Annotated in this window: 23 protein-coding genes; 7 read left to right on the top strand and 16 right to left on the bottom strand. The window is 59.1% G+C overall.

Translation table 11 applies throughout. The features are described from left to right. Window positions 1–5: 5 nt before the first annotated feature. Genes P8K07_13820 through P8K07_13795 form a run of 6 tightly spaced genes read right to left on the bottom strand, consistent with a single transcriptional unit; the run spans window position 6 to window position 5,963 of the window. Complete coding sequence (locus tag P8K07_13820) at window positions 6–911, bottom strand: SDR family oxidoreductase (protein MDG1959595.1); 906 nt, start codon at window positions 909–911, stop codon at window positions 6–8. Between the two features lie 9 nt (window positions 912–920). After that, on the bottom strand, window positions 921–2,072 hold the full coding sequence (locus P8K07_13815) for an acetyl-CoA C-acetyltransferase (GenBank protein MDG1959594.1): 1,152 nt from the start codon (window positions 2,070–2,072) through the stop codon (window positions 921–923). Between the two features lie 11 nt (window positions 2,073–2,083). Next, window positions 2,084–3,274 carry a lipid-transfer protein gene (locus P8K07_13810; GenBank protein ID MDG1959593.1) on the bottom strand — a complete coding sequence of 397 codons (1,191 nt, stop codon included), beginning with the start codon at window positions 3,272–3,274 and terminating at the stop codon, window positions 2,084–2,086. Between the two features lie 12 nt (window positions 3,275–3,286). Beyond that, a complete protein-coding gene (locus tag P8K07_13805) occupies window positions 3,287–3,724 on the bottom strand; it encodes an OB-fold domain-containing protein (GenBank protein MDG1959592.1) in 438 nt (145 codons plus the stop codon). A 14-nt stretch (window positions 3,725–3,738) separates the two neighbouring features. Further along, window positions 3,739–4,800: an acyl-CoA/acyl-ACP dehydrogenase gene (locus tag P8K07_13800; GenBank protein ID MDG1959591.1), complete on the bottom strand. Its 1,062-nt coding sequence runs from the start codon at window positions 4,798–4,800 to the stop codon at window positions 3,739–3,741. After that, window positions 4,797–5,963, bottom strand: coding sequence for an acyl-CoA dehydrogenase family protein (locus tag P8K07_13795; GenBank protein ID MDG1959590.1), 1,167 nt, complete (start codon window positions 5,961–5,963; stop codon window positions 4,797–4,799). Before P8K07_13795 ends, P8K07_13800 begins: the two co-directional genes overlap by 4 nt. 217 nt (window positions 5,964–6,180) lie before the next feature. Between P8K07_13795 and P8K07_13790 the strand changes: the two genes are divergently transcribed. After that, complete coding sequence (locus P8K07_13790) at window positions 6,181–7,242, top strand: hypothetical protein (GenBank protein MDG1959589.1); 1,062 nt, start codon at window positions 6,181–6,183, stop codon at window positions 7,240–7,242. Between the two features lie 145 nt (window positions 7,243–7,387). Next, window positions 7,388–8,260, top strand: coding sequence for an MYG1 family protein (locus P8K07_13785; protein MDG1959588.1), 873 nt, complete (start codon window positions 7,388–7,390; stop codon window positions 8,258–8,260). 6 nt (window positions 8,261–8,266) lie between these two features. Here P8K07_13785 and P8K07_13780 read toward each other — a convergent pair whose 3' ends face one another. From P8K07_13780 to P8K07_13770, 3 genes are read right to left on the bottom strand one after another with little or no spacing between them, the layout of a single operon-like run. Next, the gene (locus tag P8K07_13780) at window positions 8,267–9,022 is read right to left on the bottom strand and encodes an enoyl-CoA hydratase family protein (protein MDG1959587.1); all 756 of its coding nucleotides are present in this window, start codon (window positions 9,020–9,022) and stop codon (window positions 8,267–8,269) included. A gap of 14 nt (window positions 9,023–9,036) precedes the next feature. After that, window positions 9,037–9,819, bottom strand: coding sequence for a ketoacid CoA transferase (locus tag P8K07_13775; protein MDG1959586.1), 783 nt, complete (start codon window positions 9,817–9,819; stop codon window positions 9,037–9,039). A gap of 2 nt (window positions 9,820–9,821) precedes the next feature. Continuing rightward, entirely contained in the window at window positions 9,822–10,703 is an 882-nt protein-coding gene (locus P8K07_13770) for a CoA-transferase (protein ID MDG1959585.1), read from the bottom strand. A gap of 221 nt (window positions 10,704–10,924) precedes the next feature. Here P8K07_13770 and P8K07_13765 point away from each other — a divergent pair, with 221 nt between their 5' ends. Then, window positions 10,925–12,193, top strand: a complete 1,269-nt coding sequence (locus tag P8K07_13765; protein MDG1959584.1) for an alkyl sulfatase dimerization domain-containing protein — start codon at window positions 10,925–10,927, stop codon at window positions 12,191–12,193. Next, on the top strand, window positions 12,190–12,717 hold the full coding sequence (locus tag P8K07_13760) for a hypothetical protein (protein ID MDG1959583.1): 528 nt from the start codon (window positions 12,190–12,192) through the stop codon (window positions 12,715–12,717). Before P8K07_13765 ends, P8K07_13760 begins: the two co-directional genes overlap by 4 nt. A 6-nt stretch (window positions 12,718–12,723) precedes the next feature. Here the strand turns inward: P8K07_13760 and P8K07_13755 are convergent, their stop codons facing one another. Further along, on the bottom strand, window positions 12,724–13,410 hold the full coding sequence (locus tag P8K07_13755; protein ID MDG1959582.1) for a haloacid dehalogenase-like hydrolase: 687 nt from the start codon (window positions 13,408–13,410) through the stop codon (window positions 12,724–12,726). 90 nt (window positions 13,411–13,500) lie between these two features. Here P8K07_13755 and P8K07_13750 point away from each other — a divergent pair, with 90 nt between their 5' ends. Both P8K07_13750 and P8K07_13745 read left to right on the top strand, forming a co-directional pair. Further along, complete coding sequence (locus P8K07_13750; GenBank protein MDG1959581.1) at window positions 13,501–13,977, top strand: nitroreductase/quinone reductase family protein; 477 nt, start codon at window positions 13,501–13,503, stop codon at window positions 13,975–13,977. Between the two features lie 50 nt (window positions 13,978–14,027). Continuing rightward, window positions 14,028–15,038, top strand: a complete 1,011-nt coding sequence (locus P8K07_13745; protein ID MDG1959580.1) for a zinc-binding dehydrogenase — start codon at window positions 14,028–14,030, stop codon at window positions 15,036–15,038. 38 nt (window positions 15,039–15,076) lie between these two features. On the opposite strand, the gene P8K07_13740 is transcribed toward P8K07_13745, so the two are convergent. From P8K07_13740 to P8K07_13715, 6 genes are all read right to left on the bottom strand, one after another. Continuing rightward, the gene (locus P8K07_13740; GenBank protein ID MDG1959579.1) at window positions 15,077–16,531 is read right to left on the bottom strand and encodes a glutamate synthase subunit beta; all 1,455 of its coding nucleotides are present in this window, start codon (window positions 16,529–16,531) and stop codon (window positions 15,077–15,079) included. An 11-nt stretch (window positions 16,532–16,542) separates the two neighbouring features. Then, window positions 16,543–21,102 (bottom strand): glutamate synthase large subunit, encoded by a 4,560-nt coding sequence (gltB, locus tag P8K07_13735; GenBank protein ID MDG1959578.1) that lies wholly within the window; start codon window positions 21,100–21,102, stop codon window positions 16,543–16,545. Between the two features lie 43 nt (window positions 21,103–21,145). Beyond that, complete coding sequence (locus P8K07_13730) at window positions 21,146–21,745, bottom strand: Lrp/AsnC family transcriptional regulator (GenBank protein ID MDG1959577.1); 600 nt, start codon at window positions 21,743–21,745, stop codon at window positions 21,146–21,148. An 84-nt stretch (window positions 21,746–21,829) separates the two neighbouring features. Further along, the gene (locus P8K07_13725; protein ID MDG1959576.1) at window positions 21,830–23,197 is read right to left on the bottom strand and encodes a phosphomannomutase/phosphoglucomutase; all 1,368 of its coding nucleotides are present in this window, start codon (window positions 23,195–23,197) and stop codon (window positions 21,830–21,832) included. A 21-nt stretch (window positions 23,198–23,218) separates the two neighbouring features. Then, window positions 23,219–24,262, bottom strand: a complete 1,044-nt coding sequence (gene pdxA, locus P8K07_13720; GenBank protein ID MDG1959575.1) for a 4-hydroxythreonine-4-phosphate dehydrogenase PdxA — start codon at window positions 24,260–24,262, stop codon at window positions 23,219–23,221. After that, window positions 24,240–25,205 carry a peptidylprolyl isomerase gene (locus P8K07_13715; protein ID MDG1959574.1) on the bottom strand — a complete coding sequence of 322 codons (966 nt, stop codon included), beginning with the start codon at window positions 25,203–25,205 and terminating at the stop codon, window positions 24,240–24,242. The genes pdxA and P8K07_13715 overlap by 23 nt, the downstream gene beginning before the upstream one ends. A gap of 193 nt (window positions 25,206–25,398) precedes the next feature. Here P8K07_13715 and P8K07_13710 point away from each other — a divergent pair, with 193 nt between their 5' ends. Further along, complete coding sequence (locus P8K07_13710; GenBank protein MDG1959573.1) at window positions 25,399–26,481, top strand: hypothetical protein; 1,083 nt, start codon at window positions 25,399–25,401, stop codon at window positions 26,479–26,481. Window positions 26,482–26,604: the final 123 nt, after the last annotated feature.

Genomic DNA, 26,604 nt, shown 5'->3' with positions numbered 1-26,604 from the left:
TCTGTTCAGGTTCCATGAACCTTTTGCGGGGCTTCGCCCTCGGCGATCAAACCGCGGAGGACATCACCGAGTTCTGCTGCATCCCAGCGTGCCTGCTTGTCCCGAGAAGGACCGGTCCGCCAGCCGTCGCAAATACTGACCATCCCGCCGGCGATCTCGAGAACGCGGCCACTGATATCGCCTGCGTCTTCGCTGCCCAGGTAGGCAACCAACGGCGAGATATTATCAGGATCCATTTTATCGAAACCTTCGTCCGGTTTCTTCATCATGTCGGCAAAGGCTTCTTCGGTCATCCTTGTGCGCGCCGAAGGAGCAAGAGCATTCGCGGTGATTCCGTATCGGCCGAGTTCGGCCGCCTGCACCAAGGTCATCGCTGCAATGCCCGCCTTGGCCGAGGAGTAAACCGCTTGCGCTATACTCCCCTGCAAGCCCGCACCCGAGGACGTATTGATGATCCGCCCCGATACCGGTTTGCCCGCCTTGGCCTGCCCGCGCCAATACTTTGCCGCATGGCGGCCCGTGCAAAAATGTCCTTTCAGATGAACCCGGGTGACCGCGTCGAACTCGTCCTCCGTTGCATTCATGAACATGCGATCACGAACGATGCCGGCGTTGTTCACCAGGATATGCAGGTCGCCAAACGCTTCGACGGCAGATTCGATCAAATGCCCGGAGGCATCCCAATCCGAAACATCATCACCGTTCACAATCGCACGCGCCCCCATGGCCTCGATTTCTCGAACCACCTCGGCTGCCGGCCCTTCCGAGCCGGCATCATCGCCGGCAAGCGAAACACCCACGTCGTTGACGACAACCGACGCGCCCTGGCGGGCCAGTTCGAGAGCATGCGCGCGACCCAAGCCACGCGCAGCACCAGTGACAATTGCGACTCTTCCGTCGAGAATTCCCATAGCTTTATCCTAACCGAGCCTTTCGATGATGGTGACGTTGGCCTGACCACCGCCCTCACACATGGTCTGCAGACCATAGCGCCCACCCGTGCGCTCGAGTTCATGGAGCAAGGTGGTCATCAGGCGAGCCCCGGTGGCCCCCAGGGGGTGACCAAGAGCAATGGCGCCTCCGTTGACGTTTACCTTGTCATGGTCAACGTCCAGTTCCTTCTCCCAAGCCATGACGACAGGGGCGAAAGCTTCGTTGATCTCGACAAGATCGATATCGTTCATCGACAGGCCTGTTTTCTCGAGAGCATAGCGCGTCGCCGGCATTGGAGCGGTCAACATCCAGACCGGATCAGCGGCGCGAACACTGAGGTGATGGATCCGCGCGCGCGGTTTGAGGCCATGCTCCTTCAATGCACTCTCCGACACGATCAACATCGCGGAAGCGGCATCGGCAATCTGGCTCGAAACGCCCGCGGTTACCCGACCGCCCTCTTCCAGCGTCCGGAGTCTGGCCATTTTCTCGAGGCTCGATTGACGCGGAGTCTCATCTTTTTCGAAAGTACCGAAGGGCACGATCTCGCGCTCGAAGCGGCCTTCCTCGATCGCACGCAAAGCCCTGTTGTTGGACTCCAGACCAAAGACTTCCATCTCTTCACGTGAGCAATCCCACTTCTCGGCGATCATCTCGGCCGAACGAAACTGGGATACCTCCTGATTGCCGTAACGACGCTGCCAACCGGGCGAGGTGCGAAACGGGTCGGGAAAACCGAGCAGAGACCCGGCGAGCATCGCAGACGAAATCGGGATCTGGTTCATCTGCTGAACCCCGCCTGCGACCACAACGTCCATGGTCCCGCTCATCACGGCCTGCGCTGCGAAATGCACCGCCTGCTGCGAGGAGCCGCACTGTCGGTCGATGGTCGTCCCGGGGACCTCCTCGGGGAGACCCGCTACCAACCAGCAGGAACGCGCAATATCACCCGCCTGGCCACCGATGGTATCGACACATCCATAAACGACGTCCTCGACCACCGCCGGGTCCATATCCGTCCGCTCGAAGAGCGCTTGCAGAGGGTGAGCGCCAAGATCCGCAGGATGAATGCCACTGAGGGAGCCCTTCTTTTTCCCAACCGGCGTTCGGATGGCGTCAACAATATATGCTTCAGGCATTTTCATCTCTCCTAGGCGCTGACGACCACGGACGAGCCATGGCCGAACAATCCTTGATTCGCAGTGACACCGGCCCGAGCACCCTCGACCTGCCGACCCCCTGCCTGTCCACGAATCTGCCAGGTCAGCTCACAAACCTGCGCAATCGCTTGAGCGGGAATCGCTTCCCCGAACGAACCGAGACCACCGCTGGGGTTGACCGGACAACGGCCTCCGATCGTTGTTTCGCCGTCGCGGAGGATCTTCTCGGCTTCGCCCTCTCCACAAAGTCCGATATTTTCATACCAGTCGAGTTCCAGAGCCGTCGAAAGATCGTAGACCTCGGCGAGGTCCATCTCGTCTGGCCCCAAACCCGAATCTTCATAGGCGCGTTTGGCGATCGAATCGCGAAAGGGCGTTGCCGGCACGGGTACCGCCGCGGAGGAGTCGGTGGCAAAGTTCGGCATCTCGATCACGTCATTGGGATAACGCGGCGTCACCGTCGAAACACCACGAATCCGCACCGGATCAATCGCATGCTTGCGCGCAAATTCCATACTCGAAAGAACCATCGAGGCGCCCCCATCACTGGTCGCGCAGATATCCAGAAGGCGCAGTGGGTCCGACACCATCTTGGACTTCATCACATCTTCGATCGCGACTTCCTTCCGGTAGCGAGCGTAGGGGTTGTGCACGCCAGCAGCCGCATTCTTCACCTTCACCCGAGCAAAATCTTCTTGCGTCGCGCCGTAAAGATCCATGCGCCGACGTGCGTAAAGCCCGAAGTAGATCGGGTTGGTGGCACCCACGAGGTGAAACCGGAGCCAATCCGGATCATTGCTGGTCGCGTTTCCGGTAGGAGCAAAAAACCCCTTGGGCGCGGCATCGGCACCGACGACCAGCGCAACATCGATCATCCCCGCAAGAATTTGCGCACGTGCGGTCTGGATCGCCTGAGTACCGGAAGCACAGGCCCCGTAGGAGCTCGCAACGGGAATTCCTGTCCAACCCAAAGCCTGACTGAACGCAGACCCGGACACAAAACCCGGATACCCGTTCCTGATGGTCTCGCCACCGCAGACCAATTGAATATCGCGCCAGCCCAGATCAGCGTCCGCAAGAGCTGCGTTGGCTGCTTCGATTCCGTATTCCGTAAAGTTGCGTCCCCATTTACCCCAGGGGTGCATGCCGACGCCGAGAATTGCGATGTCTTCTTTCGCCATGAGTTCGTCTCCTCAGGCCCCGACGGGCTTCCATTTCCAAACGAGATATTCGTTATCGTCATCCTCGTAGAGGACGTCCAACGCGAGTTCCATCTCCATGCCGACCTTGAGCTTTTCGATCTCCGTCTCGGCAACACATTGCCCGAGGACCACCATCTTCTCTTCGTCGAGCTGCACCGCCGCAACGATGTAGGGCACAAAAGGGTCCGGCGCCATATAGGGCTTCGGCGGTGGATAACAATTATTGGTGTAGGACCAGAGAGTTCCCTTGCGACCGAACGGAACCTCGTCGAGCTCCTTGCTCTGGCAGTCCGGGTTCCGACAGAAAAAGGTCTCCTTCGGAAAGAAGTAGCTCTGGCATTGGCGGCATTGGCTGCCAATCAGGTTGATGGCTTCCCCGTCCGCAACAAACCATCCTTCGACGGCAGGGACTCGATTCTTTCCACTCATGACCATGACCTCCTTCAAACTTCCGAGTCGAAACCGAAACTCGGCAGAGACGCTCCCGCACCAAACAGAGCCGCACCGATTCGACGACGGTGCCAGGCGCGGGTTCCATACGAGGCCTCCAGTGCCCAAACTCGCTTCATCCAGATGTGCAGATGCACTTCCCAGGTATAACCGATCCCGCCATGCACCTGCAGGGCAACACGCGCGGCCTCCAAAGCCGCATCGCTGGCGAGCAGCTTGGCTTGAGAGACATCGGTGGCCCGCGTCGCTGTTCCATGCGCGACCGACCAGGCCGCGCGTGCCAGCGGAGCTCGTGCAAATTCAATCGCTACCTGCACGCTCGCGAGCATATGCTTCACCGCTTGAAAGGAACCAATCGCGACGCCGAATTGCTGACGATCCTTCGCATAATCTACCGCGATATCCACCAACTGCTGCGCCGCACCAACCAACTGCGCCGAAAGGCCCAAAGCAGCCCGGTCCAGTGTCGTGGCCAACAGCGCCCGCCCTTTCTCGCCTGCCAGAACGCAGGTGGTGGCGCTCGGTTCCCATTCTACCGTAAAGAGCTTTCGGGAGGGGTCGGTTGCCGGTTGGGCCGTCAGGGTGATTTGATCCTTTTCGACGGCATGAATCTCGTCATCCCCGTGCTGCAGGAAGAGCAGGTCCGCAATATGCGCATCCGCGATTACCGGATTGATCAACAGACCGACTGTGGCTATCGCCTCGCCCGATACCAATCGAGCCATCCATTTTTCTTGCAGAGGCGCATTCCCGCAATCGCGTAACAGCGGCACCGCCAAGGCGGCTGTCTCGAGGATCGGTTCTGCCAGCGCGACTCGCCCTGTTTCTTCGAGAGGCAGTACCAATTCCATCTCGCTCAGCCCAAGCCCACCATCGACCTCGGGCGCCAGCATTCCGGGAATCCCCATTTCAGCCAGCTTCGCCCACAATTGAGGCGATCGTGCCGTCTCGGTTTCCCAAGAAGCGCGAATCGTTTCGGGAGTGCATTCCTGTGCCAGGAAGGCGCCAATGCTCTCCTGAAAACTTCTTTGGTCTTCGCTGTAAAGAAAATTCATTTCCCGGCCCTCGGTAATCCCAGCAAGCGCTCGGCGATTACATTCCGCTGGATCTCGTTGGTTCCAGCGTAGATGGGTCCGGCCAACGAAAAATAAAATCCATCCAACCACCCGCCGACATCACCCGCCTCGGATGCGACCGGAAGCAGCTCGGCCCTTGCCGCCAGAATAGCCAGAGCGGTTTCGTGCATTTCCACATCCAGCTCCGACCAGAAAATCTTGTTCAGACTCGCCTCGGCACCAATTTTACCGCCATCTTCAATCAAGGAAGCGGTTCGGTAGGTATTGACGCAATAGGCCTCCGCGCGAGTCCAGGCATCGATAACCTTGTCCTGCACCGACGGGTCTACCTCGTCTGCGTGCGCTCGATAGAGGTGCACCAATCGTTTGGCAGTCGCCTGAAAGCGCGCCGGGCTTCGCAGCATCAGTCCGCGTTCGAATCCGGCCGTTGCCATGGCAACACCCCAACCGCCCCCCAACTCGCCAAGTTGGTTCCACAGGGGTACCCGAACCTCATCGAAAAAGATCTCGGCAAACCCCGTCTCGCCATCGAGCTGCGCGATCGGTCGGACGGTGATTCCCTCGGCGTCGAGCGGGAAGAGGATGAAGGTCAAGCCCTTGTGCCTCGACGAATCCGGATCTGTACGAAAGATCCCGAAACCCCAATCCGCGAAAGCGGCACGCGTCGACCACGTCTTTTGACCGTTGAGTACAAATTCGTCGCCGTCGATACGTCCGGTCGATCGGATCGCGGCCATATCGCTTCCGGCACCAGGTTCGGACCATGCTTGCGCCCAGATGTCCTCGCTCGCTGCCATGCTCGGCAGGAAGCGCGCCTTCTGCTCATCGGTCCCGTACTCCATCAGGGTCGGCCCAAGAAGGAAGATTCCATTCTGGTTGACCCGCAGAGGAGCCTCGGCACGCCAATATTCTTCTTCGAAGATCAGCCATTCCAGAAGGTTTACGCCCAGCCCACCAAACTCCCGCGGCCAGGAAACCATCGCGTATCCACCCGCGTTCAGCTTTTGTTCCCAGGCGCGATGCGCCTCGAAGCCTTCGCGGCGGTCAAAGGTAGGCAGTCGTTCGGTGGGCACGTTCGCTTCCAGCCACGTGCGCACTTCACGACGAAAGTTCTGTTCTTTCTCCGTGTAGACGAGATCCATGATTGCTCTCTGCTTTCGAGACCCGGTGCGACCAGCACCCGAGGCCCCTTGTGATGAGATGCCCGAGCGGACACCCTCCTGTTTTCGTAACAATGCGGCTTCGAGCCGTAAAGAAGACTGGACACGCGTTCAGTCACTGGTTCCGAGAGCAAATTCGCGCGAAAAGCCGAAAATTCCGGCTCGGATACAGCGCTCAATTCGGATACTCTGTCGAGAGATGCGGTTCTTCCTGAATTCCGTGCGCAGGCTTCTGGGCCTCAGCCTTTTGATTCTGCTCTTCCATGCGCCCGCTCCGGCTTCCGAGCGCGAGACCTCCCCGGATGAGTCACTCCTGCTGGTGCAAAAAACGATCGCCGAAGAGCAGTGGGCCATCACCTACCGACTGCGCGACGGCTACGTCACAGGGAACGTCTTTCGGGAGGGAGAGGCGCCGGTATTTCTCGCGTGCCGACTTGAAGAACGTGCCGACGGACAAACCCGACACGATTGCTTCAGCACGGATGCCGCTGGCGAATGGATCTTTCTCGCAACCATCGACCTCCCCGAGAGCTTCTGGGCCGGGGAAGGTCAGAGGATCCCGGCAGGATCGAGCGATTTTTGTGGTGCCGGCACCGAGATCAACGGCGGTGTCTGCGCCGCGACCCCGACACCACCAGCGACCTGTGAAGCACCTCTCGACGAATGTCTCGAATTGCTCGAGGCTTGTCGCGCCGACGTCCCGGAAATACCCGAATGCCGGGGCGCTGACTTCTGCGACCCCGCGACCACCCTCTGGAGCGGCACCACCTGCGTGGCGCCTGCCTGTCCGATATCCAGTGGCTCGGAATTCTGCGATCCTGCAACGTCAGTCTGGAACGGATCCGCCTGCGTTGCGGCGACCCTGCCCCCTGCCGGGCCGACCTTCTGCGGATCCGGGACTGTCTGGAGTGAAAACACCTGCCTTCCCGAGAGAGAACATCCCGTATGCGAAGATGGATTTCTCTACGATACGCGCCAGGAGACCTGCGTGCCTGCACCCTGCGTCTGGCCCGCCCTCGGGCAGGATGTGAACCCCGACGGAATCTTCTTCGCCGGTGGAAGTCTTCCGGGAATATGGAACGCTCTCCACCAGGCGGGAGCCGGGCTCTCCGCCACCCATCTCGACCTCGCCAAACCCACGCTGCAAATCGTCAAGGACCTATGTCTGGAGGTCGTCCGACTGCGTGACAGCAGCGATTGTTCGGACGGTTATTTCTGGCACCGTGAAATCTGTGTGTGCGAACATAAACGTCATTGCTGAGGGCTGATTCAATCTGACCGGCTCCGCCTCCGACGGTCCGGATCTTTCGACTCCAGCCATGCGAGCTTTGAGGATCTGCCGATCAGAACCTGAAGGAATCAGCCGTGTCGCGAGACTTCTGCCCCAACTCCGCTAAAGTCACGCAATGATTCATACGATTCTGACGCACCCTGGTGGCGCACATAAAGACGACCTGCTCGCCGTATGCGTGCTGATCGCTCAATCAGGTGCCCCTGTCCTTCGAAAAGATCCGACTCCCGAAGAACTCGAGGATTCCGGCATCGCGGTCGTCGATATCGGAGCAAGCCATGATCCTGATCGAATGAATTTCGACCATCACCACTTCCCGCGAGAGCATCCGCCAACATGCGCTCTGAGTCTGGTTCTCGAATCCCTGGGACTCTACGAGGATGCTCTGCAATTCTGTGACTGGCTCGAAACTGCCGAGTGGTTCGATTCACGCGGCCCGAACAAGACCGCCGCATGGCTCGGGGTACCAAGGCGCGCGGTATCGCAGCTCAATTCACCGATCGATATCACCCTGCTGCGCCGGTTTGCGCAGCAGGAACGTCTCGAGCCGGGAGAGACCTTATACGAATATATGCGCTTCGTCGGCGAAGATCTGCTGGAACATCTGCGCCTCGCGCGAGAGCGAATCGACTTTGTAGCCGCCCACGCCGAGCGCTGGACGGTTCCCGCAGGCGAAGAAGCAATCGAGGTTCTTTTTCTCCCCCGAACAGACCCCATGCCCGACGAGCCGAGTGCCGCCGTTGGCAGCTACGTGCGGGCGCAAGGTCTCGCGGACACGATTGCTGCGACGGTATATCCGGACCGCCGCGGCGAGGGCTACGGGATCGGCCGCTACGAGGACCATCCCCAACTGGACTTTTCGGTGCTCGAGGACGAAGCCGATATTCGGTTCGCCCATAAAAGCGGCTTCATGTGCAAAACCGACGCCACAGAACCCGCCAGATTGCAGGAACTGGTGCAGAAGGCATGGAAGACTCAGGGAGCTTGAGAGACTTCAGCTTTTCTTGAAATCCACGTCGCGTTTCTGCACAAACGCGTCCCTTGCCTCTTGCGAGTCGGGCGATGTGTAGAGCTCCAGAGTAAAGCCCTGCTCGAAGCGATAGCTCTTCTTCACATCCATCAGCTCGATTCCATTCAGCGATTCCTTCGCCAGACGGACAGCCTTCGGGCTTTTGGCAGCAATCGATTCGGCGACTGCGCGCGCCGCCGGCAAGAGACCATCGCGGGAGGTCACCGCTTCAAGTGCACCGAGGCGATAAGCCTCGGAAGCCGGAATCGACTCCCCCGTAAGCAGCATCTTGCGAGCCTTGGCCATGCCGAACATCCGGTAGAGATGGGTGGCCGCACCGAGCGCTCCCCGGTCGATTTCCGGCAAACCGAACGTGGCGTCCTCGGAGGCAAAGACAATATCGGAGGCACCGGACATGCCGATCCCTCCTCCGAGACAAAAGCCATGCACCGCGGTCACCACCGGCACCTGACAATCGTAGATTGCCGCAAAGGTATCGTAGCAACCCTTGTTGACCTTCGTGATGGCCGTGGAGTCCTCTGCCAATTCCTTGATATCAACGCCTGCCTGAAAGCCGCGTCCCTCGGCTGATAAAAGCACCACGCGCGCATCCTCATTGGTGCTGAGATTCTGGAAAAGTGCCGCCAGCTCGGCCCAGGTCGCGCTATCAAAGGCATTGACAGGCGGTACATTCATCACGACATGCGCCACGCCGTCGGAAATTGTCGTCTCGATACCCATGAAAACAGCCTCTCTTATTTTTCGGGAAATACGCTCGCGCGAAGGTTGTTCACGTCGAGGACATCGCGCAGGATCCGCAGGCTCTCGGCGTCCGGCCCGGCGGTTTCGCCGAGACTATCGACCTGCGCCAGCGGGAAGGAGGTCGCCTCCTGAACATCCTCGAAGCTCACACCCGGGTGCAGGCTGAGAACGCGCATCTGATGGTCCGGTCCGCCCCAGTCCAGAACCGCAAGGTTTGTGATGCAGCGACGAAGTTCCATCAGGCCCGCGTTCATACCCTTCTTCCAGCGGTCCGGGTCGTAGCCCACGCCCGAGACCCGATCGACCTGCTCAACCAGAGTGCGCTTACCGTGATTCGGCACAAAGAAACTCGACGGATGATTGATCGAATTTCCGGGAATCCCGCGCACGCCGAGCAGCTGCACCTTGGGCTGGTCGGGGTCACCGATCAGAGAAATATTCTGCTGCCCGAAGCGGTCGAGTTGCGTCGGGGTATTCATGCAATGCCGTCGCCCACCCCAGAGCAGGTCAAAGACCGCTCGAAAGGGCAACCACCCCTCCACCTTGGGCTGATAGGAACCTCGAGGTCCCGGAGGAATCGGCTCCGATACCAGAGTACACTCCCCGTCATTGAGCAATAAATCAGGGCTGAACGTCAGCTTCGCCAGCCCTGCCCCCAGACGTGGCACCAAGCCCATGCCCGAAGCCAGAATTTCACCGTCCCCCCGAAAAGCCTCGGCACAAGCCGCAATACAGAGTTCCGCGAGCGAATAATCTTTTCCTTCAATCGGAGTCATGATCAGAATACCGGCGCCGGAATCGCGCCCACCTTGTCGGCACCGCCGACAGCTTCGAGATACGCATCCGGATCGATGCTGACAAAGGAGTTGACGTAGTCTGCAAAGCCGCCCGCTTCCTTTGCCGCGGCAGAATAGACTTTCAGATGGTCGACATCGATACCGTATTTCGGCACACAACTCGTCGGATGCGCTCCAAACGGGGCTTCGATGACACCATCGACCAAGGTGCGATTCAGCACCATCGATTGGATACTCCCGGCGGCCGTCATCTCGGACGTCGGCAGGATCTGCTCGCAGCTCACGAATCGCTGCTCGGCAGCCGCGCAGAAAAGGTCGTCAAAGTAGGGGTCCGGACCAAGAATCTGTCCGTTGCCGCGCTCGTCACAGTGGTCGACATGGCAGAGTGCCGCATCCAATTTCAACGCGGGCATGGCCATCAACACTTCGCCATCGTCATAGGGCGAGGTCACCGTGCGCAACTCCGGGTTCGAGGTCTCGACATCCGTGGCCAATCCGGCGCGGGTGGGCAGGAAAGGAAGCCGCAAGGCAGCGGCTCGCAATCCCCACTGCAGCATCCCTTCATCGAGTTCCATGATATTTTTCATGGACCCCGCCTGACGAGCGGCGCGGAAATGAGCATCCAGAGGGATCAGATCCAGGGAGACAAATCCGAAGATCAATCGAGAGACCTTTCCGGCGGCACAGAGCATCCCGACATCGGGACCGCCGTAGGCAACAATCGTCAAATCTTTCAGGTCCGAGCGAACCAGCTCTCGGACCAATGCCATCGGCTTGCGCCGGGCCCCCCATCCGCCAATGCCGATTGTCATTCCGTCTGAAAGACGGCCGACAACTTCGGTTGCGGTCATTCGCTTATCCATCCAAAGCCTCGTTTCTTCGGGCCATTTCCCATGCATTCCTCACTGGCGGGAACACGGAGATGCCCGGTCTTGAATAACAATGACCGGTCAAGCCGTAAAGAACGATAGACACGCGTTCACTCAGAGGTCGAATCGCCCTTGGCCGTGACCGGGCTGTTTTCGCAAGAAGGCCCTCAACATTGCGCTTTCCATCTCGGCAGAAAGCAACGTAGAACAAGTGCATGGGAGAGGTTCTGGATCTCGCCGAGCGGGCATGGCAGGGGGAGCTTGCGCGGCAACATACACATCCGGGGCAAGCTCTGGTGGGCTTCGAAGAACTCGATCCCGAGATCGGTTTCATGTCCGCCTTCTCGAACGTCGGCGTCATCCGTACCGAAGAAGGACTGGTCTTCCTCGACACTTCCAGCCTCTTTCATGCAAAGGCCCTCCATACCTCCATCCGCGCCTGGACCGACAAGCGCGTGCATACAGCGGTCTATACGCACGGGCATGTGGACCACGTATTTGGTCTGGCCGCGTTCGAGGAGGAAGCCCGCGATCAGGGTCACCCTCCGACTCGCGTGATCGCGCACGAAGCGTGCCCCGCCCGATTCGAACGATACCGCATGACCAACGGCTACAATGGCATCGTCAACCAACGACAGTTCGGATTCCCCGAGCCGGTATTCCCCCGCAAGTTTCGCTTTCCTGACCATATGGTCGGTCTTGGCGAAACGATTCATGTCGGAGGAACGGAGATTCGGCTCTTTCACGACAAGGGCGAGACCGACGATCATCTATGGATCTTCTTGCCCGCACAAAAAGTTCTCTATACCGGAGACCTCTTCATTTGGGCTGCTCCCAACTGCGGAAACCCCCAAAAGGTGCAGCGCTACCCGCGGGAATGGGCCATGGCCCTGCGGAAGATGGCCGATCTGGGCGCCACAACTTTGCTGCCGGGCCATGGCCCGGTCATCCTGGGCGCGGACCGCGTTCGCCTGGCTCTGTCCGAAACAGCAGAATTGCTTGAAACCATCCTGGAACAAACTCTGACCCTGATGAATCAGGGGGCGTGTCTGGACGAAGTACTGCATAACGTCGTAATGCCCGAAGCACTTCTGGCGCGGCCTTATTTGCGGCCAGTATACGACGATCCGCGGTTCATCGTCCGCAACCTTTGGCGTCTCTACGGGGGCTGGTATGACGGGAATCCAGCCAACCTTCTGCCGGCTCCAGCCAGCGACCTCGCCAAAACACTCAGTGAACTTGCCGGCGGCCCGGAGAATCTGCTTGCCAGAGCGGAGCGAGAAGCAGAAAACGAACGTCTGGATCTGGCGTGTCATCTCATCGAGTTGGCGACTCAGGCCGAACCTGAAAATATCCGTCTCCATGAAGCGCGCGCCAGAATCTATCGAAGCCGAACCAAAGCCGAGATCAGCCTGATGTCTCAGGGTGTCTTCCGCGCGGCGGCCCGGGATAGTGAGAAAAAAATACCCAAGAGGAAACCATGAAAAAATTCATCATTCTGCAGCGAACGCTTCCGGCAGTCCTCGCTTTATTGCTGGCATCCTCGCCGGCAGGAGCGGAAACCCTGGAACCCAAAGAACATACTTTCCGCGTAGAACTGCCCGGAACCCCCACCCACAAGGAGCAATCTCGCAGCATCGGGATCGGAACGGTCACCTCGGAGAACTACATCGTGCAAAATCCTGCCAGCACCTACTTCGTCAGCGTGGTCACCATCCCCGGCTTCGCCAGCACCTTCACGCCGGACAGCGTTCTCTTCAACCAGACCCGCGACGGCATGCTCGATGACGTCAAAGGAACCCAGATCTCCTTCGAAGATTTTGAAGTCGATGGCCACGAAGGGAAATTACTCGTTTACGAGATGAGCCCTCCGGGCAAACCGAAGCATCTCGGCAAGGCCGAGTTCTTTCGCATGGGCAAGAAAATGTATCTCTTCGCCAGCCACGGGATCGCCAAGGATGCCCCGCAGAGAGAAGCGTTTCTTAAATCCGTTCAACTGACCGATTGAGGTCGATCAGCCGTTGCGCTCGCGGATGAAGGCCAATACCGGCGCTGGGTCCTTGAAGTTCTCCACTTGAAGGTCAGCACCCTCGTCGCGCAATTCCTCGGGCGACGCCAAGCCGGTTTCGACAGCAACGGCGGCCGCTCCGACCGCACGCGCGCATCGAATATCGTTGCGCGTATCACCGATCACCACGACGTTCTTCGGAGAAACTTCCCGGCCAAGGTGCCGTTCGGCATCTGCAATCGCGGCGGCGGCGACATCCCCACGGTCCGCGTGATCGTCGCCATAGCCACCAAAGAGAAACGGCGTGTGAATCTGATAGTGCGCAAGCTTGGCCCGGGCGGCGACCGCGACATTCCCGGTCAATAACCCGAGATAGGCCTCGTCCATCTCGGCCAACTCCGACAACAGTTCGGGCACTCCGGGCAAAACGTGTCCGGTTGCTCGCTCCAGCTCCGCGGGTAAATGATCGAGGTACATCTGCAGCAGCCGCAAGAAATTTTCTTCATCAACTGGGAGCTCGTACGCCACAAGTAAATCGCCAAGAATACCGCGATCCGTACGGCCGGCGATCTCCACTTTCGCCTCCGGAATATCAGGCCCCAGCTCCTGCCGCATCGCCGCGACCAGCGCGGCTCGCCCGGCACCCCCGGCAGTCAGCAAAGTTCCATCGATATCGAGAAGTACGACGACCATTGTCTATCGATAGCGCATCCCGAGAAGAGGTGCAGCCAGCGCGGGTTCGGTTTTGCTGGAACTGAGAACTATTCCGTCCTAGGATTCGGAATGGCCAGTGACCAAAAAGCAGACACTTTCGAGACGCCACCCTACGACGAAATCCCGGCGATCACCCGAAGTCATGTTGCCTTCCTCGAGTCCACCAATGATGAGGAGGCCTGGCTCAGCGCCGGCATGAAAAGCGTCATCATCCAGACCGTTGGCCGGAAATCAGGAAAGGCTCATAAAGTCGTACTGCCCTATTGGGCGGACGCCGGCGGCCATCGTATTCTGGCTGCATCCTACGCCGGAGGGCCGGTCAATCCCGCCTGGTATCATAACCTCGCGGATCGCCAGGCCAACCCGACCATCTGGGTCAAGGAACGCAGCTTCGAAGGACACCTGCGCGCCGATCTTCTGGTCGATGAGGACTACCGGACAGTATGGGACGGCCTGACCAGCGATCGCCCCTGGTACCTCGACTATCTCGCCAAAACCAAGCGCACGTCCATCCCGCTGATTCGCCTGATCGAACCCGAGGCGTAGCTTTTCCGGATTCAGTTTGACGCCGGCGAGCGCAAATCGGACGATAGGACATGGAACAAATTCGTATTCATGGACCGGACGACGTTCGCATGGACCAGCGGGAGCCTCAGGAACCGGGCCCGCGAGACGCCCTTATTTCGGTACGCGCCTGCGGCATTTGCGGCAGCGATGTCGGTTACGTGAAACTCGGCGGCGTCGCAGGGCCCGCATCGGAACCTACGCCGATCGGTCACGAACTCGCCGGCGTCGTTCTGAAGACCGGTGCTGAGGTACAAGGCCTCCCGCCGGGAACGCGCGTGATTCTGAATCCGATGGGCGGCGGAAACCAGATCGGCAATGGGGGCCCGCAAGGCGGATTCACCCCCGAACTTCTGGTACCCAACGTCGCCGCCGGCGACGTTCTTTTTCCCATCCCGGATGATCTCTCGGACGCACAGGCTGCCCTGGCCGAACCGCTCGGGGTCGGGATGCAGGCCGTCAATCGAGCCGGACTGCAACCGGGCGAAAAAGCCGTCATTTTCGGTGCCGGTCCGATCGGATTGATGGCGCTCGCCACCTGCAGGTACCGCGGCATCGACGATGTTGTTGTTGTGGACCTTTCGGACAAGCGTCTCGCACTCGCCCGAGACCTTGGTGCGCGCGCGACGCTCTCGCCGGCCAATGGAACTCTGTGGAAAGAGCTCGCCGAAATTCAGGGAAAGGGCAGTTGGCTGCAGATGCCGATCATGGCCGGGGCAGATGCCTTCATCGAGGCGTCTGGTGCCGGCCCGGTGCTTCCCGATATCGTCGCAAACGCAAAGGAGAATGCGCGGATCGCCATTGTCGCACTCCACCGGACACCCATTCCCATCGACTTCATGTCGGTGATGGCCAAGGGACTGACTCTGATCGGCTCGATCGCCTACCCCGAGAATTATACCGACATGATCTCGATGCTCCGCGAAGTTGACCTCACACCCGCGATCACGCATCGATTTCCGCTTCAGAAATTCTCCGAAGCCCTGCAGGTCTCGCAAGACCCCGAGGCCGGGGGCAAGGTCATGATCGAGTTTGAAAGCTAATCAGAGCCTTCAAGCTATCAGGGCCGGCCCCGCCTGCCTCAGACGGCGAGCGGACTCGCCGGAAGTTCGGTAGCACCCATCAAAAATGCATCGACGCCACGGGCAGCCTCACGACCCTCCCAGATCGCCCAGACCACCAACGACTGGCCTCGCCGGGCATCCCCGCAAGCAAAGACGCCGGGAACGCTGGTCGCATAATCGCTGTCCGCAACCACGTTGCCACGTCCATCGAGTTCGACGCCGAATTGTTCCAGGAGCGGTTTTTCCGGTCCCAAAAAGCCCATCGCCAGAAGCACCAGATCAGCTTTGAGGACAAATTCGCTGTCTGGCACTTCCTTCATTTGCGGACGGCCTCCGTCTTCGGCAGGTGTCCACTCCAAACGGATGCCGTGCAACTCGTTGACGTTACCGTCAGCGTCGCCAGTGAGCTTTTTGGTATTGATACTCCACTGCCGCTCGACACCCTCCTCATGCGAAGACGAAGTGCGCATGATCATTGGCCAATAGGGCCAGGGCGCGATCCCTTCCTCGCGACCCTCCGGCGGTTGCGGCAAAAGCTCGAATTGGGTCACGGACTCGGCACCGTGCCGGTTTGACGTGCCCAGACAATCCGAGCCGGTATCGCCGCCACCAATGATGACAACGTGCTTCCCCGTCGCCATGATCTGACCAGCCACTTCGTCACCGGCAACAACCTTGTTCTGCTGGGGCAGAAAGTCCATCGCGAAGTGAACTCCATTGAGTTCACGGCCCGGCACCTCGAGGTCTCGGGGAGATGTCGAACCGGCAGCAATCATTACCGCATCGAATTGCTCTGAAATTTCTTCTGCCGTGATATCGACGCCAACAGCCGTATGGGTGCGAAAGGTAACGCCCTCCGCTTCCATCTGCTCGACGCGTCGGTCGATCAGGTGTTTCTCCATTTTGAAATCGGGAATTCCATATCGGAGCAGACCACCCGCGCGACTCTCTCGCTCGAAGACGGTTACGTCATGGCCGGCGCGCGCCAGCTGCTGAGCCGATGCCAGCCCGGCGGGCCCGGAACCAATAATCGCAATTTGCTTGCCCGTCTTGTTCTCCGGCGGACAGGGCTTGACCCACCCCTCCTCCCAGGCTCGTTCGATGATCTGTTTCTCGACCTGCTTGATTGTGACCGGATCACTATTGATGTTGAGCACACAAGCTTCTTCGCAGGGTGCGGGACAGATCCGTCCGGTGAATTCCGGGAAGTTGTTGGTGGAATGCAGGCGGTCAATCGCATCCTCCCATCGACCGCGGAAAACCAGGTCGTTCCAGTCCGGAATAATATTCCCGAGAGGACAGCCGGTGTGGCAAAACGGAATGCCGCAATCCATGCAACGCGAAGCCTGCTCGCGCATCTCGCCTTCCGCATGCTTGCCTTCCAGCTCGCGATAATCCTTCAACCGGTCCTCGACGGGACGCCGGCCGGGAAGTTCTCTTGTGACCTCGAGAAAACCTGTCGCCTTACCCATGATACTCTCCCTTAAACCGTCGCCGCCGGTATTTCGGCGGCCTTGCGTTTACGCTCTTCCAGAACCCGTCGATAGTCCGTGGGCATCACTTTCCGGAAGGCGTGTACCTGCTCATCCCAATCTGCCAAAATCTCGGCCGCGACCGTGCTCTGCGTATAGGTCTGGTGACGCCGGATCAGATCGAAGACAAACTCGCTGTCCTCGGAGTCCAAAGATTCCAACTCCACCATACCTGCATTCAGGTTGTCGGAAAACTTTTTCTTCGGGTCGAAGATATACGCGATCCCCCCGCTCATACCCGCCGCGAAGTTCCGACCCGTGGGGCCAAGTACGACCACCCGACCGCCCGTCATATACTCACAGCCGTGATCGCCGATACCCTCCACGATCGCTGTGACGCCCGAATTTCGAACACAGAAACGCTCTCCAGCGAGACCTCGCAGGAAAACCTCACCGCCGGTGGCTCCATATAGAGACACGTTTCCGACAATGCTGTTTTCTTCCGGGACAAAAGTCGAAGCGGCCGGCGGATGGACCACCATGCGGCCGCCGGACATCCCCTTGCCGAAATAATCGTTGGCATCACCCTCGAGCCGAATGGCCACACCGTTGGCAAGGAAACAGCCAAAACTTTGACCGGCAGATCCGCTAAAATGAATGTTGACGGTCTCGGGCGGTAAACCCTCAACCCCATGCCGGCGGGAAATTTCGGCGGAGAGCATCGTGCAGGCCGTCCGGTTCACGTTGCGGATGGGCAAAGCGAACTCCACCCGCTCTCGCCGCTCGAGAGCATCGCGAGCCAATTCGATAATCTGATTGTCCAAAGCTCCGGCAAGACCATGGTCCTGATCTTCAATGCACGAGATCGCGACCGAATCGGGAACCTCGGGCTTGTGGAGAATCTGGGTCAGATCAATCCCGCTTGCTTTCCAATGATCGATCGCCTCGCGCGCGTCCAGCAAATCCACCCGGCCGACCATCTCCTGAAGAGTCCGGAAGCCAAGCTCGGCCATGATCTCGCGGATCTCCTCCGCGATGAAAGTCATCAGATTGACCACATGCTCAGGCTTGCCGGCAAACTTCTCACGCAGCACGGGATTCTGAGTCGCGATTCCGACGGGACACGTGTTCAAATGACAAACCCGCATCATGATGCAGCCCGAGGCGATCAGCGCCGCACTGGCAAAGCCGAATTCCTCGGCCCCGAGAAGCGCCGCGATCGCAACGTCACGACCGGTCTTGAGCTGGCCGTCCGTCTCCACGCGAATTCTTCCGCGCAGATCATTCATCACCAACACTTGCTGCGTTTCGGCCAGGCCGAGCTCCCACGGTCCACCGGCATGCTTCACCGAGGTAAGGGGTGAAGCCCCGGTCCCACCTGAAAAACCCGAAACCAGAACCACATCGGCTTTGGCTTTCGAGACACCGGCCGCCACTGTGCCGACACCGATCTCGCTCACCAGCTTCACGCTGACCCGCGCATGCTTGTTGGAGTTCTTGAGATCGTGAATCAGCTGCGAGAGGTCCTCGATCGAATAAATATCATGATGCGGTGGGGGTGAAATCAGACCGACACCCGGGGTCGAGTACCGAATGCTCGCGATATAGTCGTCCACCTTATGTCCGGGAAGCTGTCCACCTTCGCCCGGCTTCGCACCTTGCGCCATCTTGATCTGGAGCTCGTCGGAGTTGACGAGGTAGTGACTTGTCACGCCGAAACGGCCCGAAGCCACCTGCTTGATGGAACTCCGCCGCGAGTCTCCGTTTTCCTCGGGGGTGTAGCGTACGGGGTCTTCCCCACCTTCGCCGGTGTTCGAGCGACCACCCAAACGGTTCATCGCGATCGCCAGATTCTCATGGGCTTCGCGACTGATCGAACCAAGCGACATCGCGCCGGTTTTGAAACGCTTTACGATTTCCGATGCGGGCTCGACCTCGTCGAGAGGAACCGGGCGCCCCTGACGGAACTTCAACAGCCCACGAATCGTGCAGAACCGCTTGTCTTCGTCTGTCGCCAAGTCGCTGAACTGCTTGAACATCTTGTAGTTACCAGCACGAACGGCGTGCTGGAGTTTCGCGACCGTCTCCGGGTTGTACATATGGTGCTCACCGCGACGACGCCACTGGTATTGGCCGCCAACATCGAGTTCACCATCGAGTGCCGGTGCCACCGCAAAGGCATGGTGGTGACGCATCCCTGTTTCGCGAGCGATAACGCCGATATCAATGCCTTCGATCCGGCTGGCCGTGCGCGTAAAGTATTTGTCGATCACCGAAGTCGCTACACCAACCGCCTCATAGATCTGGGCACCTCGATAAGACTGCAAGGTCGAGATTCCCATCTTCGACATCACCTTCATCAGGCCTTTGCCGAGGGCCTTGAGATAGTTCTCGACAGCCTCCTCGTAGGAGATCTCTCGCCCGGTCCAATCAGACATCAGGCCATCCCGGATCATTTTCTCGAGAGTTTCGAACGCCAGGTAAGGGTTGATGGCTCCAGCCCCGTAGCCTGCGAGCAAAGCGTAATGCTGCACTTCGCGTGGCTCTCCCGATTCGATAACCAGACCACAATGCGTTCGAGTTCCTTTTCGAATCAAGTGCTGATGGACGGCCCCGCAGGCGAGCAACGCCGGAATCGGAGCATGCGTCTCGTCCACACCACGATCCGAAAGGACGAGGATGGTTGCTCCATTATCGACGGCAGTCTCCGCAGCTTCGCTGAGAGCATCGAGAGCCTTCTCGAGACCGGCTGTTCCGTCCTTCGCCAGATAGAGAGTCGACAAGGTTGTCGAGAAAAACCCGGGATGCGAGAAGGACTTCAGGCGCGCGAGCTCTTCGTTGGTGAGAATCGGCTGCTCCAGAGCCAACTGCCGACAATGTTTCGGAGTCTCCTCAAAGAGGTTTTGCTCCGAGCCAATGGTCGTCTTCAGCGACATGACCATCTCTCCCCGAATCGGGTCGATTGGCGGGTTGGTGACTTGAGCAAAAAGTTGTTTGAAGTAGCCGTAGAGAAGCTGCGGACGATCCGATAGTGCGGCGAGCGGCGTGTCGGTTCCCATCGAACCGGTTGCCTCGATGCCATCTCTGGCCATCGGCATCATGAGAATCTTCAGATCCTCATTCGTGTAGCCGAAGGCTTGCTGCAGAGAGACCAGCTCGCCTTCTTCGTGCCCGGTCGGCACAGCCGTCGCGTCTACCTCCGGCAGGTCTTTCAGTTGCACGAGATTATTGTCAAGCCACTCCCGGTAGGGGTGGCGCTGCATCATCTCGGTCTTGATCTCCTCATCGTCAATGATGCGACCCGCTTCGGTATCCACAAGAAACATGCGACCCGGCTGCAGCCGGCTTTTCTGGGCAACGTTTTCGGGTTCGATTTCGAGAACACCGACCTCCGAGGCCATGACCACCATTCCATCCTTGGTCACCACGTAGCGGGAGGGGCGCAATCCGTTGCGGTCGAGGATCGCACCGATCACTTTTCCATCGGTGAAGGCCACTGACGCCGGCCCGTCCCAAGGTTCCATCAGGCAGGCATGATATTCGTAGAAAGCTTTCTTCTCGTCGCTCATCCCCTCATGCTTCTGCCAAGCTTCGGGGATCATCATCATGACAGCATGCGGCAGAGATCGCCCGGTTCGCAGCAAAAGCTCGAGTCCGTTGTCGAAGCAGGCCGAATCTGAACCCATCTCTTCGATCACGGGCGAAATTTTCCGGACATCTTCGCCAAACGAAGGCGAGGAAAACATGCTCTCACGCGCACGCATCCAATTCGCATTCCCGCGCAGAGTATTGATCTCGCCGTTATGCGCCATCAGACGATACGGGTGGGAACGATCCCAGGTCGGAAGCGTATTTGTGCTGAATCGCTGGTGGACCAGCGCCATGCAGCTCTTGAATTCGGGATCCTTCAAATCGAGATAGAATTCCCCAACTCGCTCCGGCAACAGCAGTCCCTTGTAGACGATTGTCGTCGAGGAAAGACTCGACACATAGAAGCGCTCGCTATCGGGGATCCCGGACTGCCGGACCGCTTCCTCGACGCTTTTGCGAATGACATAGAGTTTTCGCTCGAAGTCCTGACCCGCTTCTGTTCCTTCCGGCGCGCCAATGAAAATCTGGCGAATCTCGGGCATCGACTCGCGGCCCAACCAACCACATTGGGAGTCATCCACCGGGACACGACGCCATCCAAGAAATTTCTGGCCTTCTTCATGAACTGCTTTTTCGAACAGTTCGAGACAGGTGTTGAGCTGAAAGACATCGCGGGGCAGAAACACCATGCCAATCGCATATCGGCCCTGCGGAGGCAGAGGCATCTGAATGCTCGCTGCCTCACGGTCGAAGAAACCGTGCGGAATCTGGGTCAGAATTCCACATCCGTCTCCGGTTTCCGGGTCGCAGCCACAGGCCCCGCGGTGGGTGAGCTTGTCGAGAATCTCGAGACCTTTACCGATGATATCGTGGGTCTGCTCGCCGTTCATCTTGACGACAAAGCCAACCCCGCAAGCGTCTGATTCGGATTCCGGGCGGTACAAACCGGAGGCGGCTCCGTCCTTGAATCGCTGCTTCATTTCCTCGTAGCTGACACGCTGGTTTTCAGGCGGACTGGATTTCTCAATTTTCATGGTTTTGCCTTTCCTGCCGTTCCTGCGCCGTCTTGCGGGCGGGCAGCTTGCGTGGCGAATTCGAACTCCGCCCATTTCTCCGCCTCGAACCACCATCGCGCCGAGTGACGTGCTCCCCGATCGGCAACTGGGAACGTTCGGTATGGGTGGAGAGGACGACGGTAGTCTCGGTGCGCACCACTCCGGCGAGGCCGCGGATTCTGCTGATCAGATTTTCCAACCCTTCCGTGGTCGGAGCCTTCACCTTGAGAAGCAAGGTATGATGGCCGGTGACGTGATGGCATTCCAAGACGCCCTCGATCGAGACCACGGTTTCCTCGAACACACTCAAGCCACCTGGCGTCTCCACAACGACGCCGATAAAAGCTGTGACATCGAGACCGAGTTCTCTGGAGCCGAGAACGGCTGAATAGCCGCGGATCACGCCGGATTGTTCCAGCTTCTCGATTCGCTCACTTACCGACGGCGCGGACAGTCCTACCAAGTCGCCAATTCTGGCGAGCGGACTCTTGCAGTCCTGCTGCAGCGTTTGCAAGATCGCGACATCCGTAGCGTCGAGACCCGGGTCTTCACCGTTTCCGAATTTCATAAGGCTCCTAAGGGGGGAAGCCTTATGGATAACGAACCAAATTCGCCTCTGTCAACCTTTCCTAAGGTTATACAGCCTCTCGGTCTAGCTCACTTCGGCTCTTGCCTTGGCCACAATTTCCTCTACGTGGCGGCGGATCTCAGCCAATCGGACTTCGCTTTGCGCCTCGAAACGCAACACCAGTGCCGGCTGGGTATTTGAGGCTCGGACCAGGCCCCAACCGTCTCCGAAGTCGGCCCGAACTCCATCTATGTCATTGATTTCTCTCTCTTTTCGGAGATATTCCTTGGCTCGTTCGGCTACCGCGAACTTGATATCGTCCTCACAATCCACCCGGATTTCGGGAGTCGTGAAGGAGGGTGGTAATCCGGCGAGCAGATCGAGGACGTCGCCTTCGGTCGACGCGAGAATTTCCAGCAGGCGGGCCGCGGCGTAGAGGGCATCGTCGTAGCCGAAAAATCGGTCGGCAAAAAACATATGCCCGCTCATCTCGCCGCCGATCGCCGCTCCAGTTTCCTTCATCTTGGCCTTGATCAGGGAGTGCCCGGCCTTCCACATGATCCCCTGGCCGCCCAGTCGATCGATTTCGTCATAAAGGCGCCGGGAGCATTTGACCTCGCTGATAATCACCGCGCCCGGCTTTCGGGCGAGAATTTCCCGGGCGAAAATCACCAGCAGTTCATCGCCCCAAATGATCTGGCCTCCCGGGGCAACGACTCCGATACGGTCCCCATCCCCATCCAGAGCAACACCGAGGTCCGCTCGCTCGCGTTCCACGGCCGCCTGCAAATCGACGAGGTTCTCGGCAACGGTCGGATCGGGGTGGTGGTTCGGGAAGCGCCCATCAGGCTCGCAGTGCAGAGGAATGACCTCGCAACCCAATGCACCCAAAACCTGCGGCGCAGCCGGTCCGGCAGCGGCATTGCCCGCATCCACGACGACCTTCAATGGGCGGGACAGGGTCCCGATCTCCCCCTCGCAGAAAGCGATATAGGAAGGGAGGATATCGTGCTTGCGGGCCTCGCCCGCACCGATTTCGAAATCACCGGCGAGAACCTCCTCTCGGAGTTGGTAGATCGCCTCTCCGTGAATCGCTTCCTGCCCCTGGCAGATCTTGAAGCCGTTGAACTCCCCGGGGTTGTGGCTTGCCGTGATTTCGACACCCCCGTCCACCCCCAATTCAAACAGGGAGAAATACAATAAGGGAGTTGGCACCATGCCGATATCCATCACATTGGTGCCGGTGCTCAGGATACCGGAGATGACTGCCTCCGCGTAAGCATCCGATGTCGCGCGGCAATCGCGACCGACCGTCAGCGATGGCGTCTTGGCCGGGTGGGCGCGCCGCGCGCGTGTCCCCAGCGCGCAACCCAGAGCACGAGCGAAATCTGCATCGAAATCCTCATCGGCAATCCCGCGGATATCGTATTCTCGAAAAATCTTCGGATTCAGTTTCATCTCTAGGAGTTATCCTCAGGCATGGGGTGGGCGATGTCGAGGTGCGAGCTCCATCGCCAACTGGATGGCCGCCCGCATGCTCCGTGGGTCGGCCGGAGCCTTTCCGGCTCGATCGAAAGCGGTTCCGTGGTCGGGAGAAGTCCGCACAAAGGGAAGCCCCAATGTCACGTTGACCGCTCCGTGTACGTCCCTCTGCTTGATCGGGATCAATCCCTGGTCGTGGTAAAGGGCGACCACCGCATCATGTTCGGGACCCATCGCGGAAAATAGAGCATCTGCCGGGACCGGACCGAAAGCATTGATTCTCGACGCACGCGCCTTCCGAATCGCGGGAGCAAGAATTCTGTCCTCTTCGTCGCCATAGACGCCCCCATCCCCGGCATGCGGGTTCAAGGCGGCCACCGCCACCTTGGGCCGCTGCAGATCCCACCAAAGCTTCAAATGGCGGTGTGTGATCGCGATCGTCTCCCGAACGCCGGCAATATCGAGAGCGGCGGGAACATCGCGCAAAGCCATATGGGATGTGACCAGAACAACGCGCAGATCGCCTGCGACCATCATCAGACGAACGCCTTTGGCACCCGTCAATTTGGCCAGAATCTCCGTATGGCCCGTGCGCGCCAGTTGAGCACGGGCCAACCACTCCTTGCTCAGCGGCGCCGTCACAATCGCATCAGCACGGCGTGCCAAAGCCAGCCCGGTCGCCGCCAACAGGGAGGCATACGCCATCCGTGCCCCCGCAAGAGTCGGCTTTCCCGGCTTGCGCTCGGAACGCTTCAGCGGGGCCACCCCCGCGGGAAGCAAAATGGGAAAGCCTCGGGTCGGTATTTCCCCGGCGGCCGCTGCCTCGGAGTCGACCAGCGGAAAATCCATCGCCAAACCGATACGAGCCGCTGCATCCTCGACCGAACCGGGATCTCCCACCAACAAAAACGAGCCCTTGGGCCGCGGTCGCGAGGTCAGGGCGCGGAGGGTCACCTCGGCACCAACACCCGCCGGATCGCCGAGGGTCACCGCAATCCGGGCCGATGCGAGCTTAGATGCGGATATCGATGACATGGTCCTCGCGGAGATCCTCGTCTGCCCAGCTATCGAATCGCTCCTGAATGGCCTCGGCATAGAGCCTGTCACGGATCTGCTCCTGGATCTGATCCAGAGGGACGAGATCTGCCTGATCGCGAGAATCGACTTTCAAGATGTGCAGGCCCACCGGGCTCCGCACCGGATGGCTGATATCACCCGCGGGCAGAACAAAGGCGACCCTTTCGATCTCGGGCATCATCTGACCCTTCTTGATGGTGCCCAGCTTGCCGCCGTCTGGGGCATCCGGAGCCTCGGAAACTTCGCGCGCGACCTTGGCAAAACTCTCCCCCGACACCAATCGCAGATGCGCTCGGCGTGCCTTTTCCGCAACCGCATCCGCCGCATCCCCGGTTGCTCCCGGGGGAACCAGAAACAGGATATGACTCAGTTCGACGGCCGCCGGAACGGAGAATTGCTCCGGGTTTTCCTTGTAAAAGCGAGCAACATCCTCGTCCGTGATATTCACTTTCTGACGAATATCCCGCGAAACCAGCTGATTCTTCAGCAATTCACGCCGGACTTGGCGTCGATAGCCCTGTTCATCGAGACCCTGCTGGGCGAGGGCCGCCAAAAGAGTCGCCTGATCGAGATCGTTGGCCTGCATGATCTGGTCCATATAGGCCTGCACGTCCTGACCTGTGACATTGAGGCCCAACTGCTGCGCCTGCATCGAGATCAGGGTATCCGTAATCAGACCGTCGAGAATATCGGTTTTTTGTTCCTCGCTGAGTGCCCCCAGTTTCTGGCCACCCGTATTGTGAACAATATACTGTTCATATTGGTAGAGTGTAATCGGAAAGCCGTCGACCACCGCGATGACGCGGTTCACCAATCGAGCCGATGCCGGCGTACTGATGCCCAACACGAGCATTACGACCACCAGGCCGCTCAGGCTTTTTCCCCTTTGTAAAAGTCCCATATCTCTTTCCTTACCCGAGAGATCCTGCCGGGAACAAACTCTGCCCATTTGCCATGTCCTCGGACACGGCACGCCGCTGATCCCGAGCTTTATCTTCCGCAAACGAAGCTTTCTCTTGACCCAAGCCGAATTCGGGGTGGATAGTTTCGTCAGAGATCACGGAGCAAGTTCAATGCTCCGCAAGGGGGGGTGTATGCGCGCGGATTTTTTCAAGCTTGGGACCATCGCTGTTTTGGCCGGATTGCTCGGGGCAGGCACCGCTCTGGCAGACCCACGACCGATCGACGGCAAACTTCTGAAACTCAAGACGGACAAGGGCCCCTCAAAAAACCTTTTTCTCTTCAAGGCAGTCAAACAGCCCGACATTCAGGCCATTCCGGACCCCACAGTCGACACGACACTGCTGCTCCGTTGGGAGACCAGCGATAGTGCCGGCCGCACGGATGCCATCAATCTCGACAGCAATTTATGGAAAGGTCTCGGTAAGCCCGCCGGGAGCAGCGGTTGGAAATACAGCGATCGGGACGCGACCGAAGGTGGCGTGAAGGTCTTGTTGATCAAACCCGGTGCCAAGGGCGGCCTTCTCAAGATTCTCGCCAAAGGTGCGGCCTGGACCGGCGTTCCGAGTGGTTCGCTTACCGCTACTCATCTTGACCTCTATATTGGAGACGACCAATATTGCGCGACATGGGATGGCTCGACCGGGGACGTGAAAAAGAATGATCCGGCCGGCTTCTTCCTGGTCAAGGACTTCGACGCGCCGGGCACCTGCGCTGATGCGATCTGCGGCAACGGCCGCGTGGAAAGCGGCGAGGAATGTGACTCGGGCACGGCGGCCGGCGCCGACGGATGCAACCAGAACTGTCTTTTCGAGCCAGTGGTCCCCAGTACCTTCGAGACAATTCAGGACAAGATCTTCAATCCCGGCTGTGCCCTCGCCGGTTGCCATGGCAGCGGGTCCGAGCAGGGAAATCTGGGGCTGGAAACCGGAGTTTCTCTGGGGAATCTGGTCAACATCGACTCGTTCAACCCCCAGGCCGTCGTGCCGCTCCGGATCGATCCGGGGGTGACCCGTGACGACAGCTACCTCTTCCGGAAGATCGCCGCTCGAACCCTCGGCGGTGCATATGCAAACCCGGGCGGAGCCGGAATGCCCTACGCTGACCCGGTCAGCTCCGATTGTCTTCAGGCGTTGGGCGATTGGATTGAGGCCGGCGCTCCGGCCTCCGGGAATGTTGCTGCTGCCGATACCCTCCTGATCAACGCCTGCTTCTGAAACTTTGGCGGCCGGGGATCACGAACCCCGATGCATCACCGCAGACCCCGAAACCCCGGCAAGAGCTGGACGAGGGTTCGGGGACCTGCGGGTGCACTTCGGCCAGCTTCCATTAGAATGCAG

Source organism: Candidatus Binatia bacterium (genome assembly GCA_029248525.1).
Lineage (GTDB): Bacteria > Desulfobacterota > Binatia > UBA12015 > UBA12015 > UBA12015.
The sequence above is the reverse complement of the archived record's forward strand: the minus strand, read 5'-3'. Positions and strand labels throughout refer to the sequence as shown.

Bases quoted from the DNA above. Each gene is read 5' to 3' on its own strand.
- P8K07_13800 (MDG1959591.1), bottom strand. From the start codon at position 4,800: ATGAATTTTCTTTACAGCGAAGACCAAAGAAGTTTTCAGGAGAGCATT.
- P8K07_13815 (MDG1959594.1), bottom strand. From the start codon at position 2,072: ATGCCTGAAGCATATATTGTTGACGCCATCCGAACGCCGGTTGGGAAA.
- P8K07_13770 (MDG1959585.1), bottom strand. From the start codon at position 10,703: ATGGATAAGCGAATGACCGCAACCGAAGTTGTCGGCCGTCTTTCAGAC.
- P8K07_13740 (MDG1959579.1), bottom strand. From the start codon at position 16,531: ATGGGTAAGGCGACAGGTTTTCTCGAGGTCACAAGAGAACTTCCCGGC.
- P8K07_13810 (MDG1959593.1), bottom strand. From the start codon at position 3,274: ATGGCGAAAGAAGACATCGCAATTCTCGGCGTCGGCATGCACCCCTGG.
- P8K07_13775 (MDG1959586.1), bottom strand. From the start codon at position 9,819: ATGACTCCGATTGAAGGAAAAGATTATTCGCTCGCGGAACTCTGTATT.
- P8K07_13780 (MDG1959587.1), bottom strand. From the start codon at position 9,022: ATGGGTATCGAGACGACAATTTCCGACGGCGTGGCGCATGTCGTGATG.
- pdxA (MDG1959575.1), bottom strand. From the start codon at position 24,262: ATGTCATCGATATCCGCATCTAAGCTCGCATCGGCCCGGATTGCGGTG.
- P8K07_13710 (MDG1959573.1), top strand. From the start codon at position 25,399: ATGCGCGCGGATTTTTTCAAGCTTGGGACCATCGCTGTTTTGGCCGGA.
- P8K07_13750 (MDG1959581.1), top strand. From the start codon at position 13,501: ATGGCCAGTGACCAAAAAGCAGACACTTTCGAGACGCCACCCTACGAC.
- P8K07_13805 (MDG1959592.1), bottom strand. From the start codon at position 3,724: ATGAGTGGAAAGAATCGAGTCCCTGCCGTCGAAGGATGGTTTGTTGCG.
- P8K07_13730 (MDG1959577.1), bottom strand. From the start codon at position 21,745: ATGAAATTCGGAAACGGTGAAGACCCGGGTCTCGACGCTACGGATGTC.
- P8K07_13790 (MDG1959589.1), top strand. From the start codon at position 6,181: ATGCGGTTCTTCCTGAATTCCGTGCGCAGGCTTCTGGGCCTCAGCCTT.
- gltB (MDG1959578.1), bottom strand. From the start codon at position 21,102: ATGAAGCAGCGATTCAAGGACGGAGCCGCCTCCGGTTTGTACCGCCCG.
- P8K07_13785 (MDG1959588.1), top strand. From the start codon at position 7,388: ATGATTCATACGATTCTGACGCACCCTGGTGGCGCACATAAAGACGAC.
- P8K07_13755 (MDG1959582.1), bottom strand. From the start codon at position 13,410: ATGGTCGTCGTACTTCTCGATATCGATGGAACTTTGCTGACTGCCGGG.
- P8K07_13760 (MDG1959583.1), top strand. From the start codon at position 12,190: ATGAAAAAATTCATCATTCTGCAGCGAACGCTTCCGGCAGTCCTCGCT.
- P8K07_13745 (MDG1959580.1), top strand. From the start codon at position 14,028: ATGGAACAAATTCGTATTCATGGACCGGACGACGTTCGCATGGACCAG.
- P8K07_13715 (MDG1959574.1), bottom strand. From the start codon at position 25,205: ATGGGACTTTTACAAAGGGGAAAAAGCCTGAGCGGCCTGGTGGTCGTA.
- P8K07_13795 (MDG1959590.1), bottom strand. From the start codon at position 5,963: ATGGATCTCGTCTACACGGAGAAAGAACAGAACTTTCGTCGTGAAGTG.
- P8K07_13765 (MDG1959584.1), top strand. From the start codon at position 10,925: ATGGGAGAGGTTCTGGATCTCGCCGAGCGGGCATGGCAGGGGGAGCTT.
- P8K07_13820 (MDG1959595.1), bottom strand. From the start codon at position 911: ATGGGAATTCTCGACGGAAGAGTCGCAATTGTCACTGGTGCTGCGCGT.